At 42.2% G+C, this 16527-nt stretch carries 16 protein-coding genes and 1 pseudogene; 7 read left to right on the top strand and 10 right to left on the bottom strand.

The genetic code is table 11. The features are described 5' to 3' along the window. Window positions 1-200: 200 nt before the first annotated feature. Complete coding sequence (locus tag V7K35_RS26350) at window positions 201-1181, bottom strand: aldo/keto reductase (protein WP_335083077.1); 981 nt, start codon at window positions 1179-1181, stop codon at window positions 201-203. 251 nt (window positions 1182-1432) lie between these two features. On the opposite strand from V7K35_RS26350, the gene ilvA reads away from it, so the two are divergent. After that, entirely contained in the window at window positions 1433-2944 is a 1512-nt protein-coding gene (gene ilvA / locus V7K35_RS26345) for a threonine ammonia-lyase, biosynthetic (protein ID WP_335083074.1), read from the top strand. A 285-nt stretch (window positions 2945-3229) separates the two neighbouring features. On the opposite strand, the gene V7K35_RS26340 is transcribed toward ilvA, so the two are convergent. From V7K35_RS26340 to V7K35_RS26330, 3 genes are all read right to left on the bottom strand, one after another. Continuing rightward, window positions 3230-4264, bottom strand: coding sequence for a hypothetical protein (locus tag V7K35_RS26340; RefSeq protein WP_335083072.1), 1035 nt, complete (start codon window positions 4262-4264; stop codon window positions 3230-3232). Window positions 4265-4274: 10 nt separating this feature from the next. Then, complete coding sequence (locus V7K35_RS26335) at window positions 4275-4520, bottom strand: hypothetical protein (RefSeq protein ID WP_273767526.1); 246 nt, start codon at window positions 4518-4520, stop codon at window positions 4275-4277. 498 nt (window positions 4521-5018) lie between these two features. Then, window positions 5019-6473, bottom strand: a complete 1455-nt coding sequence (locus tag V7K35_RS26330) for an energy transducer TonB (RefSeq protein ID WP_335083070.1) — start codon at window positions 6471-6473, stop codon at window positions 5019-5021. Between the two features lie 346 nt (window positions 6474-6819). Here V7K35_RS26330 and V7K35_RS26325 point away from each other — a divergent pair, with 346 nt between their 5' ends. Further along, window positions 6820-7488 (top strand): MotA/TolQ/ExbB proton channel family protein, encoded by a 669-nt coding sequence (locus tag V7K35_RS26325; protein ID WP_335083068.1) that lies wholly within the window; start codon window positions 6820-6822, stop codon window positions 7486-7488. Then, window positions 7475-7879: an ExbD/TolR family protein gene (locus V7K35_RS26320; RefSeq protein WP_335083066.1), complete on the top strand. Its 405-nt coding sequence runs from the start codon at window positions 7475-7477 to the stop codon at window positions 7877-7879. The genes V7K35_RS26325 and V7K35_RS26320 overlap by 14 nt, the downstream gene beginning before the upstream one ends. Before the next feature lie 85 nt (window positions 7880-7964). Here the strand turns inward: V7K35_RS26320 and V7K35_RS26315 are convergent. After that, a pseudogene (locus V7K35_RS26315) lies at window positions 7965-8731 on the bottom strand (thioesterase II family protein). A 66-nt stretch (window positions 8732-8797) separates the two neighbouring features. Between V7K35_RS26315 and V7K35_RS26310 the strand changes: the two are divergent. Continuing rightward, on the top strand, window positions 8798-9025 hold the full coding sequence (locus V7K35_RS26310; protein ID WP_335083064.1) for a hypothetical protein: 228 nt from the start codon (window positions 8798-8800) through the stop codon (window positions 9023-9025). 98 nt (window positions 9026-9123) lie between these two features. Further along, the gene (locus V7K35_RS26305) at window positions 9124-9378 is read left to right on the top strand and encodes a hypothetical protein (RefSeq protein WP_335083062.1); all 255 of its coding nucleotides are present in this window, start codon (window positions 9124-9126) and stop codon (window positions 9376-9378) included. Here V7K35_RS26305 and V7K35_RS26300 read toward each other — a convergent pair whose 3' ends face one another. From V7K35_RS26300 to V7K35_RS26285, 4 genes are all read right to left on the bottom strand, one after another. Next, on the bottom strand, window positions 9379-9747 hold the full coding sequence (locus V7K35_RS26300) for a hypothetical protein (protein WP_335083060.1): 369 nt from the start codon (window positions 9745-9747) through the stop codon (window positions 9379-9381). Window positions 9748-10049: 302 nt separating this feature from the next. Further along, window positions 10050-10871 carry a hypothetical protein gene (locus V7K35_RS26295; RefSeq protein WP_335083058.1) on the bottom strand — a complete coding sequence of 274 codons (822 nt, stop codon included), beginning with the start codon at window positions 10869-10871 and terminating at the stop codon, window positions 10050-10052. A 6-nt stretch (window positions 10872-10877) separates the two neighbouring features. After that, a complete protein-coding gene (locus tag V7K35_RS26290) occupies window positions 10878-13763 on the bottom strand; it encodes a hypothetical protein (RefSeq protein WP_335083056.1) in 2886 nt (961 codons plus the stop codon). 5 nt (window positions 13764-13768) lie between these two features. Continuing rightward, a complete protein-coding gene (locus V7K35_RS26285) occupies window positions 13769-14074 on the bottom strand; it encodes a glucose-6-phosphate dehydrogenase (protein WP_335083054.1) in 306 nt (101 codons plus the stop codon). Window positions 14075-14434: 360 nt separating this feature from the next. Between V7K35_RS26285 and V7K35_RS26280 the strand changes: the two genes are divergently transcribed. Continuing rightward, window positions 14435-14701, top strand: coding sequence for a hypothetical protein (locus V7K35_RS26280; protein WP_335083052.1), 267 nt, complete (start codon window positions 14435-14437; stop codon window positions 14699-14701). Continuing rightward, a complete protein-coding gene (locus V7K35_RS26275; RefSeq protein WP_335083050.1) occupies window positions 14664-14804 on the top strand; it encodes a hypothetical protein in 141 nt (46 codons plus the stop codon). Before V7K35_RS26280 ends, V7K35_RS26275 begins: the two co-directional genes overlap by 38 nt. A 2-nt stretch (window positions 14805-14806) precedes the next feature. Here V7K35_RS26275 and V7K35_RS26270 read toward each other — a convergent pair. Further along, a partial coding sequence (locus V7K35_RS26270; protein ID WP_335083048.1) for an AAA family ATPase occupies window positions 14807-16527 on the bottom strand: 1721 nt, incomplete at its 5' end.

The following is a 16527-nucleotide window of genomic DNA, read 5'->3' as shown; positions in this document are numbered from 1 at the left end:
TCTTGCATAAGTCCAATAGACCCCCCTTAATTCCCCCGATATAAAGGGGGTAAACTTGAAATCTTGCCCCCTCCCCAACACATCGGGGAGGGTTGGGGGGGGTGATTCAAGGATTTTTGCAAGAGGTCTAATGAGTACGCCTGGAGTCTCAGACTTAAACCAAGTGTTTGCAATGATTCATATTCAGCAACCTTTAAATTTTACTTAGTTTGAAAGATATTTTGTACCATTTTTTTGTCTGCATTCGTTGCCGCCTTATCCAACTCTGCAATCTCATTGCCGTCTAATTGCCAACCCAATGCACCAATATTCTCCTTTGCCTGTTCCACACTCTTTGCTCCAGGGATAGGAATAGTTCCTTTACAGATGCACCAATTAATTGCTACCTGTGACATGGTTTTGTTTCTAGACTGTGCCACATCTTGTAAACATGCCAAAAGCGATCGCATTCCTGGTAATATCTGCCTAAACAACAGACCTCTAATGCCTTTGGGCAAAGGGCCTTGCTCAGAGTATTTTCCTGTCAGTAGTCCCAAAGCTAGAGGGCTGTAAGCAATCAATTTGATTCCCAACTCATCACAAAGGTCTTTAAGCTTTAGTTGAGTGACAGGATATGTAGACAACAAAGAGTATTGAACTTGCACAGTAGTAATCGGAACGCCTCGTTCAGCAAACTTTTTCTGTACCTGTTTAAGCCGCTTAGGCCCATAATTAGATAGTCCCACTCCCTTAACCAGTCCTTGCTCATACAAATCGCCAAGACCATCTAACAGCCCTCCCTCTTGCCAAGGAGCATAATTTGCTGTAGACCAGTGCATCTGTACCAAATCTACGTTTCTTCCCAGGCGTTGGGCAGATGATTTGCAAGCTTTCACCATTGACTGACGTGTCCATCTCCACGGGTAAGCAGCAAGCTTAGTCGCAATACAAATATTTTCTTTACCTGAACATACATATTCTCGGTTGAATCGTCCCAAGAGTAACTCACTGCGACCATTCAATCTCCCAGTTCCGTAAGAATCACCTGTATCAAATAAAGTCACAGCGTTGCTTACACATAGGTTAAAGACGGCTTGCAACTGGTCATCCATACTTTCGTTATATCCCCAAAGCAGTTGGTTGCCCCAGGCCCAAGTCCCGCAGCCCATGCTTGGGAGGGAGAGTTTTTGGAGAGTCTGCATCTTTGCTCTCTGTAGATTGCTTTATTAATTATCAGGCATATAGCAGGTATTAACGCGCGAGTAGCATGATTATCAAGCAAATCAGGAGAATCTTCTTGATAGTTGTGCAACTGTGCCTATTTTGTTTTAAAAATTTACATAGTTTAGTCTCTCTATAATCCATCCAAGATGCGATGGTGAATTCAAACCAGTGTGATCGCTTGTAACGTAAAATTAATTTCCATCAGGCATTTGCTAACACCTTGACACCCATGTATTGTGACTACCTCATCCAAATTCTAACTGCCCGTGTGTACGATGTTGCCCAGGAAACACCACTGGAGTATGCTCCAAATTTGTCTGCGCGGCTAAATAATCGACTCCTGCTGAAACGTGAGGATATGCAGTCAGTATTTTCCTTTAAACTGCGGGGTGCTTATAACAAAATGGTGCAACTGCCACCAGATATATTGGCGCAAGGTGTAATCGCAGCGTCTGCGGGGAACCATGCTCAGGGGGTCGCCCTTGCAGCCCAGCGCTTGGGAACCAAAGCGATTATCGTCATGCCAGTAACCACACCCCAAGTTAAGGTAGATGCGGTTAGGATGAGGGGTGGAGCAGTCGTGTTACATGGAAATACCTACGACGATGCTTATAGTTATGCCCGTGAATTAGAAGTAGAAAAAGGATTGACCTTTATTCATCCTTTCGATGATCCTTATGTAATTGCTGGACAGGGAACAATCGGGATGGAAATTTTACGGCAATATCAGCAACCTATCCATGCAATTTTTGTCGCAATTGGAGGGGGCGGATTAATTTCTGGGATTGGGGCTTATGTGAAACGATTGCGTCCGGAAATCAAGATTATTGGGGTTGAGCCAGTAGATGCTGATGCGATGTCTCAATCACTAAAAGCCGGACATCGGGTGCGCTTGTCCCAAGTGGGGTTATTTGCTGATGGCGTGGCGGTGCGAGAAGTAGGTGAAGAAACCTTTCGTTTATGTCAGCAGTATGTAGATGAAATTATTCTGGTGGATACAGACAAAACTTGTGCCGCGATTAAAGACGTGTTTGAGGATACGCGATCCATTTTAGAACCAGCCGGTGCATTGGCGATCGCAGCTGCCAAAGCCTACGCAGAACGAGAACAAATTGAGGGACAAACCTTAATTGCTGTAGCTTGTGGTGCAAACATGAATTTTGATCGCCTCCGCTTTGTGGCAGAACGGGCAGAGTTGGGCGAACGCCGCGAAGCTATCTTTGCAGTCACAATCCCTGAGGAACGGGGAAGTATTCGTCGGTTTTGTGAATGTATTGGCAACCGTAATCTTACCGAGTTTAATTATCGCATTGCCGATGAAAAAACAGCCCATATTTTTGTAGGTGTGCAAATTCAAAACCGGGCCGATGCTGCAAAGATGGTAGAAAACTTTGAAGCTCAAGGATTTAAAACTCTTGATTTAACAGACGACGAACTAACTAAATTACATCTGCGGCACATGGTGGGTGGGCACTCTCCCTTGGCTCACAATGAATTGCTCTACCGTTTTGAGTTTCCCGAACGTCCCGGCGCATTGATGAAGTTTGTTACTTCCATGAGTCCCAATTGGAATATTAGTCTTTTTCACTACCGCAACAATGGCGCAGATTACGGACGAATCGTTGTTGGTATCCAGGTTCCCCCCGACGAGATGAAAGAGTGGCAAGCTTTTCTCGATAACTTGGGCTATCGTTATTGGGATGAAAACAAGAATCCGGCATACAAGCTGTTTTTGGGATAGGCAGGGGAGGCAGGGGGGAAAGAGGTAATTTTAATTCTCCCCCTTGCCCCCTTGCCCGAATGGCACTAAGAAAAGCCGAAAAGCTTGTCTAGCCTTGTTCCCAGTCTTCAGACTGGGAACTAGTTCCAAGAGGCTCTGCCTCTGGTCAACAAAGAGGAGGCAGAGCCTCTCACAATGGTTTCCCAGCCTGGAGGCTCTTAACGAGGCAACACAAGACTTTGGACTTATCTTAGTGTCATTCTCCCCTTGCCCCCTGCCCCTCTGCCTTTTGTGCCCAATGCCCATTTAGCGAGAACTACCCTCCAATATCAGATTGGAGTCCCAAGTATAGAAGCCAATTTGGTTAGGAACCCTAGAAAATCTGCCTGTCCGATAGCCTCTAGATAATTCATTCAGCACCTTATTTTTGATCTCTCTAAGTTGCTGAGAATCTAGTTCTCCATAAATTCCGGCAATGACTTCAGCAACGCTGAAAACTTTACCTGGATTTTGTTCTAACAGAGAAGTGAGGGCATCAATTAAGAATTGACCCTCAAAGGCTTTGAGCATTGGTACTGTTTTTATCGGAGGTACGAAAGGCTTCTTATTTTTGTTTTTGATGCTCCTAAAAGCACCATTGCGGTTACTTGAGGCTACTAAACTTAAATCCAGAGTATAACAACCTGGTTCATCGGGAATAGTTACCCAGTAATTCCTTTCTCTGCCTTGGGTGAGGGAAGATTGAACCCTACCTTTAACTACTTTGAATAGATTGGAATCCAACTCTCCATAAAGCGATCGCACGATAAAATCAATATGACAGACAGTGCCTATCTGCTCTTGCAATAGCTGTTTTATGGCTTCCATTCGCGAGAGAGCGTGATCATACTGGGGTAGCATGGGGATTTCCGCCACCTTTGTTGAACTATCGTTGTTCTCTAGGGCTATCTTTGGATCTGGCGATGTAGTTGAAGATTGACTCTCTTTTGTATCAACAGCAGAAAAAGAATTATCTATCTCAACCTTATCTGAGTCTGCGAGTTCTGATACAGACTCCACCAAGTTGATTTCGTCGATGTCATCAAGAGGTGCTAAAAACCGCAAAGAGCCTTGTTGAGAAAGATTTGAGATTTCCTCAGCTGCCGTCAGACTTGATATCTGCTTGTTGGTATCAGAAAAAGACCAGTTAGACAACAACGCTTCTACATGATCGAGCTGCGATCGCGCCTGCACGAAAAGGCGTTCATACTCTTCTGTAAGGCGAGCATAATAGTCTCGTAATTCCAACAGTGGTGAAACAAAGGTGCCCGGAGGTGGTTCTAATTGTCCATTTTGAGTCATAAGGCTTCAATCAATTTAAGTTGATGTCACTTTTGTAAGACATTGGTCTGGGTTTTGCTTTGTGAGATGTTGGTTGGGATTTCTTAGGCGGTTGGGGAGGGCGGCATCTCTCACAATATAAAGGTCGAGGTCCGAAAGTCTCGCGTTTTGTCAGATCGTTACACTCTTTACAGACAAACTGGAAAACACGAGTGTGGATCTGTCTTTTATGCGCTCTGACAGTATATTCCCTAACATCAATGAATTTACTTGCCATAATCAGGAATTGTGAATTGCCGTCGGATCAATGTCTTATCAATATAGCTATTCAAGCAAATGAAACTGCATCAGTGTGTGTTTATGTAGAAGTTTTATTCAAATCAGTGAATTTGAAGCCTAGCATAAAGTGCAGATGAGCAACTTGAGAGTTAGCCATTGACTATCCTCTCAGCATATAATTTGGTGATGAGCAAACCATTCCTTAGGCGCAAGCGATTTTCATCGCCTTCATCAGAGAAATAGGGGATGGGAAAGTACGGGATTATTCACTTCCACTTCCATTGATTGGCAAAGGGCGCGATCGCCAGTGTGTCTAATTGCCCATCATAAAATTACCGCACTCCTAACCCCTCTTCCTCATGGTAGAGGGATGATGCTTAATGTAGCCATTCGGATCTAAAAAACAACCGCCTCCTAAAAACAGGAGGCGGCGATTATCGTTAATCAAAGTATGATTTTTGTAAGTTTTGTCCCTCTACTAGTAGTCTTTGACAGACTACTGCTGACTGGGAGCAGCAGGTTGGGATTGAGGTTGTGGGCGTAAACGCCGCAAAGACTCCCGCAACTTGTTCTGACTGGTGTTTTCTGCTCGCCGCCGCCGAGTTGGGGTTGCTTGTGGCTGTTGTGATGAATTGGTAGCCGCTCGTTCACGCTGGATATTGCGTAGGGAGTCTCTGGCACTTCCTTGAGTGCGATTTATCCTCGCTTCAGATGATGAGCCTGAGGTAATAATTTCTCGTCTTTGAGGTTCCAAGCGTCTACTCAATCCAGATATTGCTGGTCTTGTGGCTGTAGCTTCGTTAGATGAGGGTGTCAACTCTCTGCGCCTACGTCTTGGATTTTCTGGTGTGGAGTTAGCAGTTGTTGCTGCCTGCTGGGTTCTTTCTTGTGCTTCTCTTTGTGCTTTCCGTTCGTTAGCTTCTCGGTTTCGGCGTGAACCTTCAATAGTATAATTAGGCCTGAGTGTCACTTGTTTTTTGCCACCACTTAGTTGGATTGTACGTGCCTGTTTGATGGCGTCTTCATCCACGGTGGAGTTTCCACTGGAGCGAACAAGACGCACATTAGTGACATTACCTTGTTCATCTAATTCAAGATGTAAGTCTGGGCTGCCTTCAACGTGTTGCCCTTTTAATGAAGTTGGATACTGGAATTTGCAATTGCGACGGCAAGCTACCCTACCATTACCATTACCATTACCTGAACTATTGACTTTTGGAGATGCCGGAGGTATTGGTGCTGTTGCTACTGTCGGAGGGTTTCCTACTCCATTGCCAATACCACTGCCAATACCTGAACCTATACCACTGCCAATACCACTGCCAATACCACTGCCAATACCACTGCCAATACCTGAACCTGAACCTGAACCTGAACCTGAACCTGAACCTGTATTTAAAGCAACGCCTGAGCCAGAGCTACCAGAGTTATCTGTCAGGACTGGACTAGCGCCGCCGCCGCCACCGCCACCGCCGCCGCTCACAGGTGCAACAGTTGTCACAGGGACATGTAGCTTGGGAGCAATTTCCCTATTTGTAGGTTGTGGGTTTTGAGTAGTTTGTTTTGGTTGTTGTTGAACTGGCTGAATTTGAGTAGTTTGTTTTGGTTGTTGTTGAACTGGCTGAATTTGTGGTCTTTCAATCAATTCTTGTACTGGTTTTTGTACTGATGGAATTTCTCTAGGCTGTTTTTGAACAATTTCTGGTTCTTTTTTGGGTTCTTCGGGAATTTTCTCAAGTGGTTTTTCTGGTTCGGCAGTCGGAGAATCTACGATCGCCACCTCTATTGGTTCATCTTCGTCTGTGGGCACTCTCGTTAAATAATTACCTATGCCTGAGGACAGTACGCCGATATGCAGCGCCAGTGAACCTATCAGACTATAAGTCAGAAAAGACTTGAGAGCCTCAACTTCTTTGGAACGTTGCTCGACAGTAGTGCCGGAAAAGCTCATAGCTATTGCTACCTATTCTCACTAATTTAGTCATCTTAGAATGCATGGTTGCAAATATCAAGTAAAAAATTAAAATTATTTTGGCAGTATTACGCAACAGCATACTTACATCATCAAAATATTTTTGAAAAATACTGTTCTATATCACGATTTTTAGATATGATTAATTTTTTGTTAATTAAATTATTTTATCTAAAACAAAAAAAAAGTAAGTAAAAATAATGATGTTAGATTATATTTTAAAGAATTATGATTGTCTCTTAAACTCTATTGAGAAAAAGTTTCATTTTTTCCCTTAATTCTGGTAGTCTAATTTTGTATTGTTGATGACGTTTAGAGGCACTACATGGGAATTCAAAATTTGTTTGCAGCAGGTGGTGTAGTCATGTTGCCGCTGTTGCTGTTTTCAGTGTTGGCAGGGGCGCTAATGATTGAGCGGGCGAAGTTTTGGCTACAAATTGGTAAGCGTCAAAACCGAGTGGTGCGAGAAGTTTTAAATCTTTATCGACTTGATAATGTCGTTAGTGCTGTGGATAAGCTGCAAAAAAATGTAGATTTACCCATAGCACGCATTTTTCTGGCTGGACTACAGCTAGAAAGACCGACTCCAGAAAAATTTCGTTTGGCTTTGAAAAGCGAGGCGCAAGCAGAAATTCCTACACTCAAGCGGTTTCAACCTGTATTTGACACCATTATCGGTTTAGCGCCTCTGTTGGGACTTCTCGGCACAATTTTAGGATTAATTCGCTCATTTGCTGGACTGAATATTGGTGATGTCGGAGGTACTAAAACTGGTGCGGTTACTGCTGGTATTAGTGAAGCTTTAGTTGCTACCGCCTCAGGATTGATTGTGGCTATCTTTGTGCTTTTAGGAGCCAGCATTTTCCGGGGATTATACCAGCGGCAGATAACAATGATTCAAGAGTACGGCGGACAGTTAGAAATACTGTTCCTCGATCGCTATGAACAACACGATCGCTACCAACAACAGGAGAAGTCCTATGGATCTAGATGAGAATGAACCAGATTTAGCACCATTTATAAATGTAGTACCTCTGATTGATGTGATGTTTGCCCTTTTGACATTTTTTATCATGTCAACGCTGTTTTTAACACGCTCAGAAGGATTACCAGTAAATCTACCGAAAGCAGCTACGGCGAAGGAACAGCAAATTCCCACTAAAGTTACCATCACGGTAGATGAAAAAGGTCAGGTAAGCTTAAACCGCGATCCAATAGCAGTTAATGATTTAGCAGCGCGAGTGCGGACTTTAATTGGTTCTAACCCAGATGCATTGGTGATTATTAATGCTGATCAAAAAGTCTTGCACGGTGAGATAGTGGGGATAATGGATCAAGTCCGTCAGGTAAAGGGAGCAAGGCTAGCGATCGCTACCCAAAGATAAACAGTAAAAATATTGTACATCAGAAGTTCAGAGAGTCAGGAAAATTCTATATTCTGACTCCTAACTCCTTCTCGTCTAATGACTACTACCAGCTGCGCTGACGCATCTGCAATCCTTGAGATATAAGTTTTAATAATAATTCTTGGTGTGAATGGATGAAAAAGTGATCACCGTTAAATTCATGTAATGAAAAAGCAGCGATAGTCTGCTCTTGCCATGCTTGCATCTCTTCATGACTAACTTCTCGGTCTTGCAAACCACCAAAAACAGTAATAGGACACTTCAATGGCTGTTTTTGAGTGTAAATATAAGTTTCCAGAACTGCAAAATCTGCCCGTAAAATCGGCAGGAATATCTGCATCAGTTCTGGAGTTTCTAAAACTGCTTTAGGTGTACCGTTAAGACTGTGTAGCTCGTCTTGCAAATCAACGTCTGATAGGACGTGGAGGGGTGGTTTTATCAACGGGATTTGCGGGGCGCGACGAGCAGATATGAAGAGATGAAAGGGAGCAAGACTATATTTAGAGCGAAGTAGACGGGTTAACTCGAAGCTAACTAATCCGCCCATACTGTGACCGAAGAAAGCGAATGGTTTGTCTAAATATGGTAAAAGAATTGGAGCGATCGCTTCCACAAGAGGTTCTAATCGCGTCAATGTGCTGACTTAATTTGTCTTCCCCGTCCCGGATATTCCACAGCATAGACTTCGACATTATTAGGTAGATTATTAGGCCAGGTGCGAAAAATCGCTGAGTTCCCGCCAGCGTAGGGGAAGCAGAATAAACGCAAGTTGGCTTGAGGATTTGGTTGGGGACAGATAACCCAGGAATTGAAGCTTGGTGTAGTTGTCATAATATAACTTAGAGTTGGATAACACAATCCAGCTTTAATTGCTAAAAATATTCACTGAATAATCTTATGACAGGAATGGAACCTTGGGCGATATCAGTCGTTAGTGGTGTAGCAGTTCCGATTTTCCAAATCCTTTGGGGAGGTGGCAGTAAGGTCTTAGGAATATTTGGTAAAAGCCTAGACGAAAAAACTAGGGAGATAATTTTTGCCGCATCAAAACAATATGTCCAGAAGTACGAAGAATCCCCAAAGGGCAAACTGGGCACACTAACGGATAATTTTTTATTACAGTAATGCAATATAGTGTTCAGTTCGAGCGTGATTACCAGTTCTACCTCCAAAATGCAAATAAATTTAGCTTTGCACCCTACCAACCAATAATTGAACCAGGCTTGAAAGGAAATGATGCAAAATACTGCTTTTGGAAGTTAGACAGTACAGGAAAAATTTTACCTTGCAGTCAACCGGAATTACTTTACTCAATCCTGGTCTGCAAAAAATCTGTTGGGTTTCACTTAAACATCTGGGCTGAAGGCTTTGAAGAGATGGGAGAGGAAATTGATTACTATATGGCTGAATTCTACCACCCGCCTAATTGGGTAAAAGTCAGCTTTGAAAAAAAATTACAAAAAAAAATGGAATCATGACTAGTTAGGATTTTTTGACCCATGCTGCTTTTGAAAAAACGCTTGAATCTCTTTCCTTGTAGCTTTCTCTTCAGAAAACAACTCTTTTGTTTTATTCCAAGTATGGTTAATTTTTTCGTTCAAACCATTGTTATGTAAAAGATTAGCTTCTTTATAGTTAGTGTAATCTTGTAGGTGAATATCAACTTTTCTATCTAAAACGATAATTTTATCATTGAGATTACTTTTAAAAGTATCAATTGCCAAAAAACCTTTTGTTTCTAACCCTGCTATTTTCGCATCAATACTTGGCTCAATCAAAAGCTTATAAACAGTTGATATAACCGCAGTAATGCCAACAATAACAGCAATATTATTGTGAGTATCCATTTTGTTACTACAAAAATTTAATTGTTATTCACCGGGTATAATTTCCGTACAGTTCTACTTCCCCTAAGCATAAATATCCTACGCCTGACGAATCTACTCCGTTTTGTAATAATTTAAAGTATGAATATCTAGTAGCTGTTGAGACAGAAATTGTTAGCCACTGACTAATACTATTTAAAACATTATTGTTTATCTGTTCATCTAATAAGTCCCAATTAATTGCATCATTGCTTCCTAAAAATTGCCAATTTCTAGGATAGTAATCGGCGTTATCTGACCTAGTTTTAATGCTATGATTCTGTTTAAACTCGTTCGATGACGCTCCGCAACCGAGAGCCAGATGTAGCAACCAAGTTAACAGGGTTTTGTTTCCCCCAGATTAGTAGTTGAGCGAAGCGAAACTTTACTTGTGCCGTTCGCCGTCTAGCAAATTTTTTGACTGTACGCCCATAAACACGATGAGTTCCGGGATTTGTGGGATAAGTTCGGTCATTGTCAATAAATTGCAAAAATTCACGTTCAAAGGGGTGTTCTTGAATTTCTAACACTGCTCTGATGATTCGTTCCCCCTCAGCTTTATTAGGAACTAAAAGTTTCAACTCATAACCGCGTGCTGTATCAAAATAAGTGCATTTGAAATGTCCTTTGTGCCACAAAAAAGGAGGAGTAGCAAAGACATTTTTAATTTGTCTAGCTAGCCTTTGAGCATCACTTCTACTAATAGTTTCGCTAGACTCGTGCATTAATCTAAAAGTGATTTCACCTTCTAGCTGAGGGGTTGATTCATTCTCGTGAATTTCAAAATTGTAAGGTTCTAAAAAATAAAGTTTTACTTGAGGTTTGAAGGTACGTTCTGATTGCACATCAAACCAAGGAATACCATAGACAGGTCGTTGGACGCTTTGTAATCTTCCGGCTGTTACTTCAAATAACCACATTCTCATTAATGTCATTGTTGAAGTATCAGAATCTTTCATCAGGCAAGCTACCTTTAAAGATTGTTTGGGAGTAGCTAAACTGTCAGATTCAGTATTTTTAAAATACTGGTTTACTGCTCTATTGTGCCAAAGTCTTAAAGTATCTTGTAGGTGTTCCCATTCATTAAAATCATCTGGTAATGGCATTATTTATTAGTCTCCATCGTCAGGTTCAAAATCTGTATCCTGAAGCTGTAATCCAGTAGCGCTTGCTGATTTAGATTTTTCGGCTGTATCTTTAATTTTGGCAGCTTCCGGGGGAATAGTACCTTGCTTGGATTCTGATTCTTCACTCAATGATTTGTTGAGTTCATTTTTTAATTGGCCAATTTGATTGACATTATCTTGTACAGATAAGACTTCGGAAGCTACCTGATCTACTTGAGAGACAACATTAGTAGTATTTTCTAGTACGGTAAAAAACTTATCATGAAAATTAGGCTGTGGGTTAAACCAGCGGTAAGCGCTTTCTCCAACTTCACCCCATTTGCGTAAAGCATTGCCAATTAAAGCAACATAGCTACCAACAACTTCTAAAGCGCTAATAATTGAATATCCAATTGATTGAACTGCATTGAGTAAGTTAGCAGCAGCTTGATAAATACGATTCCATTTTTTGTATTCTGCTTTGATGCTTCCCCATTCACTCTCACCAATTACAGATTTTGCAAGAGAGTCAAACTCATGACCTAATATTTCTCCAATATTTAATGGACTACCTTCGGCATCTTTAATGCCGATTGCTGCTAAAACATTCGATATAGCGCTGGTTAAAGTTTGTCCTAAATTAGCGCTTAACATGTAAGCATTGTGAAGAGTTTGCCACCAAATTAATATATTTAATGCTCTATTAAGATGCAGCCATTTACTGAGACGTTCAAGCTTTCCTGATAATCCACCAGGGATTAAATTACCTAATTTAGTATTAATTAATTCTAAAAGTGCCAATTGTGCAGCATTTGCCCCAGCATTAATTTTGTCTAAAATATTATTTGCGTTTTTATCATTATTTTGATTGATTTTATCAGCCGAATCATCTAAAGCGTTTCCGAGGCATCCCCCAGGTTGAGCAATTTCGCATACTGCATCTTTAGTTGTTTTTTTATTAGCCGCTTGTACTGTGGGGCTTTTAGCAATTGCATCAGGAATTCCTTTGATAATTGGTGTTAGTCCAGCTATTAAAGCACCTATTTCTGTAAGTTTTTTGACTTCTTCTTGTATCGCTTTTTTAGTAGCTTCATTATTATCTGATTGCTTGTGTGTTTCTGCTTGCCCGGTTGTTTCTGGTTTGGGTGATGTGTTACTTTTTGGTATTGGGGAATCAGCATCACTTATTGGGCTTGGAGCTTTGGTCGAAGGTAGTCCATTTGGCTGTAATCCATTGGCTACTAATGGGTTAGCAACTAAAGGATTAGGTTTAAACGAATAAGGATCTTTACCATCAATGCCTGTGGGTAAAACGTTTCCTTGAGAATCGTATTTAACTGTTGAACCCGGAAAAGATGGCGGTCCTAAAGCAAGTCCCCCACCTTGACTTGAAGTTACAGTTCCCCCACCTGGAGTATTAAAAGTAATTGTGCGCGGTGCGGGAATATCATCTGGTTCAGCAAAAGGCAATGGGGGTGGAGGTGGTTGTTTGGTTGCGGGTAATCCTCCTCCAAGGTTTGAGGGTGCTTGTGTTGGGTTTGGATTTTTACTTGGGGCTAATCCTCCGTGTCCTGGAAAAAATGAATTTCCGTTGGGAGTGTTGCCGCTTGGCATTGAAGGGGCAACATCTTTGTTATTTCCAATTTTTTTTCTAGCTCCTGGCGTGCCTGATGGAGTCGAGTTATTATTTCCTATTGGAGAAACATTAAAATGATATGGATCATTATCGGGTGGTGGTGCGGGGGCTGTTTTATCGGGATAGATTTCGTTTTTTCCGTCAACTCTTAAAATTGTTATTTTAGATGGATTTGCACCATATTCACCCCCAGCATGTCCTACTTGAGGAAAAGCAATCTCTGGATCTCCGAATTGATTGTAACCATCGATTAAAAATCCAATAAAATCGCCATCTTTTCCATCTTTGAATTTAATACTATTTATAGGCCCAAAAATTACCCCTTGAACGCTTGAATGGCGAACAAATGCTGGTATTCTATTTTGAGTCAACGCTTGAAAAACATCAAATTCTCCTTTTACCAAATATTGCACTCTTGGGACTTGTCCACCTCGAAAAGGAGGGTAGTTAGGAACTTCAACAGGCGGGCTGCCTGTATTTGGAGGTTGAAAAAACCAGTCACTAATTGCTCCGCCAACATATCCGCCCACAAGTCCACCGATGGGCCCAGCAACAGCCGTACCTGCAATACCACCAGCAATTCCACCAACCAAAGAAGCCCCCGCGCCGCTAGCTGCTTGCACCACTGGCTGACCATGAACAACCCGATCTGCAAAATTTGCAGCTGTAAAAACACCTGGAACAATTGCTCTACCTACTCCTGTTGGTAAAGAACTAAATGAAAGTCCACTACCTGCTTTTGGGGCTGGGCTGGGCATTGGTTCAGGCAATGCTGCGGGGGCTGGCGTTGCAGTCGGTTCCACTAGTGGGTTTGCTCTTGCAGCAGTCCCGCTAGGCGTTGGAGGTGGCGAACCTGTCGATGGTTGCGGTTGGCGTTCTGGTGTGGATCTTTGTTGTTTTGTTAAAGGCGATTCTGATTTAGGTGGCTGGGATACCTCTTCTGATTTCGGTTGATTGTTAGAGATTTTGTTAGCTATTTCTTGACGGCGGGCTTGTTCACGGCGAATTATCTCTTCTTCTCTAGCAATTGCCTGCTCTTTTTGTTCTCGAAGGAATTGAGCATTTCTTGCTGTTTCTAATTCCCAGAGATTTTTTTCCATCGCCCTAGTACTGGCGTTTTCTCTACCCGTTTGCGTTGGCGCGATGGCTTTTTCTAGTGGGATAGCTGGCGCTGGACGTTGACTTAATCCCCCGTATAAATCAGCATCGTTGTAGTCAAGTGAAATGAACTGCCGGGGATTAATTTCGTCTGACATTTTAATTAATTGGCGCTAAAGCTTGCAGGTAAAGCGGTGCTACTAAGTGGTTGGATAAATGTCCACGGCTTACCACTAGCACTTAAATAATCTGGGGAAACTTCTAAGGACAACCGACAAATCATTCTTGTTTTTGAATCTGCCGCTACCCAAAAAGTACCTGCTTGAGCGGCGCGTTCGGTATACCCCACACCTTCGATGATCGTAAGTCCTGGATTAATTGCAAATAAAGCTTGCGCTGACCAGGCGTGCAACTGTTCTAAAGTTGTGATTTGGGAAGGAATTTGAGTAGCTATATTAATTGCTGTCATCAGAAGAAGTTTTGAATAGTTACTTCTCTGTTTTATTAATCAATTTCAAATAAGTAAATATGCCACTTTTATGTAATTTCGGAAGTGTTTTTACCGACTTAAAGCCTTGCTATATCTCGGATGCAGAGATATAGCTGTTAGAAACATGGAGAAGTACACCTGTTTTACCTTGCCAGAAGGCAAAACAGGAACTTAGTTGAATTTACACTTCCTTTTTACTCGCATTTATACTGGATAAAACAATGTAAAGTTTTATCAAGATATTCTGATTTTACTTAAAGCTACACGGATCGCTCTTGATTAGACAATTGTATTTTTTATCTATTATCCTGAACCAGAGTAAAGAAATTAGGGCATCCCATGACTACGACACCCGACTTTTTAGACAAATTGACTGGCTTTTTTCAAAGTGCGATCGCTTCCATCCAAGAAAATGTACAACTGCGGTCTGAGAACGCCCAACTGAAAGCAGCTAATACCGAACTGGCTTCTAAACTTGAGGCGATATCATCTTCGCTAAATCAAGACGAACAAGAAAAAGCCGACACAACAGCAAAGCTGGCTTCTCTAGAGCAACTGCTTGCAGAGTATGAGTCAACCTCAACGCCCGTTCACGTTGCTGTTTAAAACCTCAATAAATCGATTGCGATCGCTCTTGATTTCGCCGGAGCGATCGCTTCAAGGCAGAAGGGCGATCGCAGTAACTACTAATCACCAAGTGGCGAATTAGAATTAGCCGCTTACTTTTCTCAGTTGACTTGGCGAAAATGGACCATAAGAGTCAGTGCCCGTTCTGGTTTTCCCTTCAATCCAGATACCACCAGGGTGAATAGCGCTGATTGTGAATACTCTGTCGTTGAATTTTTTGTGATCGCCAATGACTGCCACCTCATCATTAATTTTGAATTCCGGCAGTGGGTAAAGCTCAGACAGTTTCACCCGAATTTTATCTGTAGGATTCCCAGCTTGGTAAACTTCGGCTTCTGGCAGGGATTTAAAAAGCTTCCATATCATTACTTGGTTGTTGAGTCGTGGCGACCAGTAAATACCCTTTTCCTCAAAATCTGCTTGTTTCAGGGGGGAGGGATTATTGCTGTCGAGGTGATCCTGAGAATTTGAAGGATCACCCTTAGGATCACCCTGGTAAAAACTGCCAGGGTTGTTGTCTGGTAATGGTTTAGCGACCATTTCTTTGTCAAGTATATTTTCGTGCAGGATCACCCCCAGGTCAGTACTAGGATTACCCCCAGGATCACCCCCAAAGTGGTTGACTGACAAAGCTTTCAGGCAAAGGTGATCCTTTACCCCCCCTTTATCCTCAGAAATCTTTGCGTTGGGATTTTTTTTGCTATTTTCACCACTCCCAGGATCACCTTCGCTTGTATCCCTTGCTGTGTCGGCTTTTATGGGGTGATCATAGAGGTGATCTGGGGGTGATCCTACTTTTTTTATACCAAGCTCAGAATTAGCTTGTAAGCTATTGCCATCAACGCTTACGGAATGTAAAGTGAGGTGATCCGAGGGGTGATCCTTTGGTGATCCTCCCTCAAAAGTTAAGAAGTAGGTATTTGCTTTTCCTGGATGGCGTTTTACACCGATCAATCCATCAGCTGATAGTTCGTTTAGGAAACGGCGGGTATAGTCTTTGGAAATGTCTAGCCGATGAGCAATCTCCTCACCGGTGAATTTGATATTTCTGTTGTTAGCTAAGAATTGCAAGGTTGATTCCTTGGCAGAGTGAGCCGGTCCTCCAAATTCTTCTCCCTCTTCTCCTAAAAATGTGAAGCTGAGGTCTTCTGGGTTGAAATACATTCGGTATTTCTTATTGCAAGAGCGCGATCGCGATTTGTCGATTTCTAGTATCCGGTCGTAAGCAGTGGCGGTTTCTTTGTTGTCCTTGGATAGCGTCCAAACTTCACTAACTGCGTTTCTAATTGCGGTTGTACCTCTGACTTCACCGCCCTTGTTCATGTGGTGAATGATTACAAAGGTGGTTTTGTACTGGTTGGCTAGTCCAGTCATTTCCAAAATGGGACGGGCATACTCCATTTCTGACTCGCGGTAAATCGAAAATCGGTTGGCCGTGGATAGCGAATCAATAAAAACAATTTCTGGCTGAAATTCTTTTAAATCCTGGATGAGTGTTGGCATATTTTCAGCGCTCCAACCAAAGCGAACGCGAACAGAATCGCCAATATCTTCCTCGGAATAACCCAGAGAATCTAAAGCTTGCAGCATGTCACCGGGGCTTTCATCTCCCTGGTAGTAAAGAATTTTTCTTTTTCCTGTGGTTACGAATGAACCAAGCTGAGTCCCTTGAATCAGGATCTTGCCAATTGCATAAGCAAATTTGGTTTTACCTACTCCACCATCTGAGGCTAGCAAGATGGTTGTACTTTTAGGGATAAGTCCGTTTAGTAGCCATTCCCGAACCGTGGAACCTGCTAATTCCT

The organism is Nostoc sp. (assembly GCF_036917275.1).
Classification (GTDB): Bacteria; Cyanobacteriota; Cyanobacteriia; order Cyanobacteriales; family Nostocaceae; genus Nostoc.
The sequence above is the reverse complement of the archived record's forward strand: the minus strand, read 5'-3'. Positions and strand labels throughout refer to the sequence as shown.

What these genes read in the sequence shown, in the direction of transcription:
- V7K35_RS26350 (WP_335083077.1), bottom strand. Translation starts at nt 1,181, where the DNA reads ATGCAGACTCTCCAAAAACTCTCCCTCCCAAGCATGGGCTGCGGGACT.
- ilvA (WP_335083074.1), top strand. Translation starts at nt 1,433, where the DNA reads ATGTATTGTGACTACCTCATCCAAATTCTAACTGCCCGTGTGTACGAT.
- V7K35_RS26340 (WP_335083072.1), bottom strand. Translation starts at nt 4,264, where the DNA reads ATGACTCAAAATGGACAATTAGAACCACCTCCGGGCACCTTTGTTTCA.
- V7K35_RS26335 (WP_273767526.1), bottom strand. Translation starts at nt 4,520, where the DNA reads ATGGCAAGTAAATTCATTGATGTTAGGGAATATACTGTCAGAGCGCAT.
- V7K35_RS26330 (WP_335083070.1), bottom strand. Translation starts at nt 6,473, where the DNA reads ATGAGCTTTTCCGGCACTACTGTCGAGCAACGTTCCAAAGAAGTTGAG.
- V7K35_RS26325 (WP_335083068.1), top strand. Translation starts at nt 6,820, where the DNA reads ATGGGAATTCAAAATTTGTTTGCAGCAGGTGGTGTAGTCATGTTGCCG.
- V7K35_RS26320 (WP_335083066.1), top strand. Translation starts at nt 7,475, where the DNA reads ATGGATCTAGATGAGAATGAACCAGATTTAGCACCATTTATAAATGTA.
- V7K35_RS26310 (WP_335083064.1), top strand. Translation starts at nt 8,798, where the DNA reads ATGACAGGAATGGAACCTTGGGCGATATCAGTCGTTAGTGGTGTAGCA.
- V7K35_RS26300 (WP_335083060.1), bottom strand. Translation starts at nt 9,747, where the DNA reads ATGGATACTCACAATAATATTGCTGTTATTGTTGGCATTACTGCGGTT.
- V7K35_RS26295 (WP_335083058.1), bottom strand. Translation starts at nt 10,871, where the DNA reads ATGCCATTACCAGATGATTTTAATGAATGGGAACACCTACAAGATACT.
- V7K35_RS26290 (WP_335083056.1), bottom strand. Translation starts at nt 13,763, where the DNA reads ATGTCAGACGAAATTAATCCCCGGCAGTTCATTTCACTTGACTACAAC.
- V7K35_RS26285 (WP_335083054.1), bottom strand. Translation starts at nt 14,074, where the DNA reads ATGACAGCAATTAATATAGCTACTCAAATTCCTTCCCAAATCACAACT.
- V7K35_RS26280 (WP_335083052.1), top strand. Translation starts at nt 14,435, where the DNA reads ATGACTACGACACCCGACTTTTTAGACAAATTGACTGGCTTTTTTCAA.
- V7K35_RS26275 (WP_335083050.1), top strand. Translation starts at nt 14,664, where the DNA reads ATGAGTCAACCTCAACGCCCGTTCACGTTGCTGTTTAAAACCTCAATA.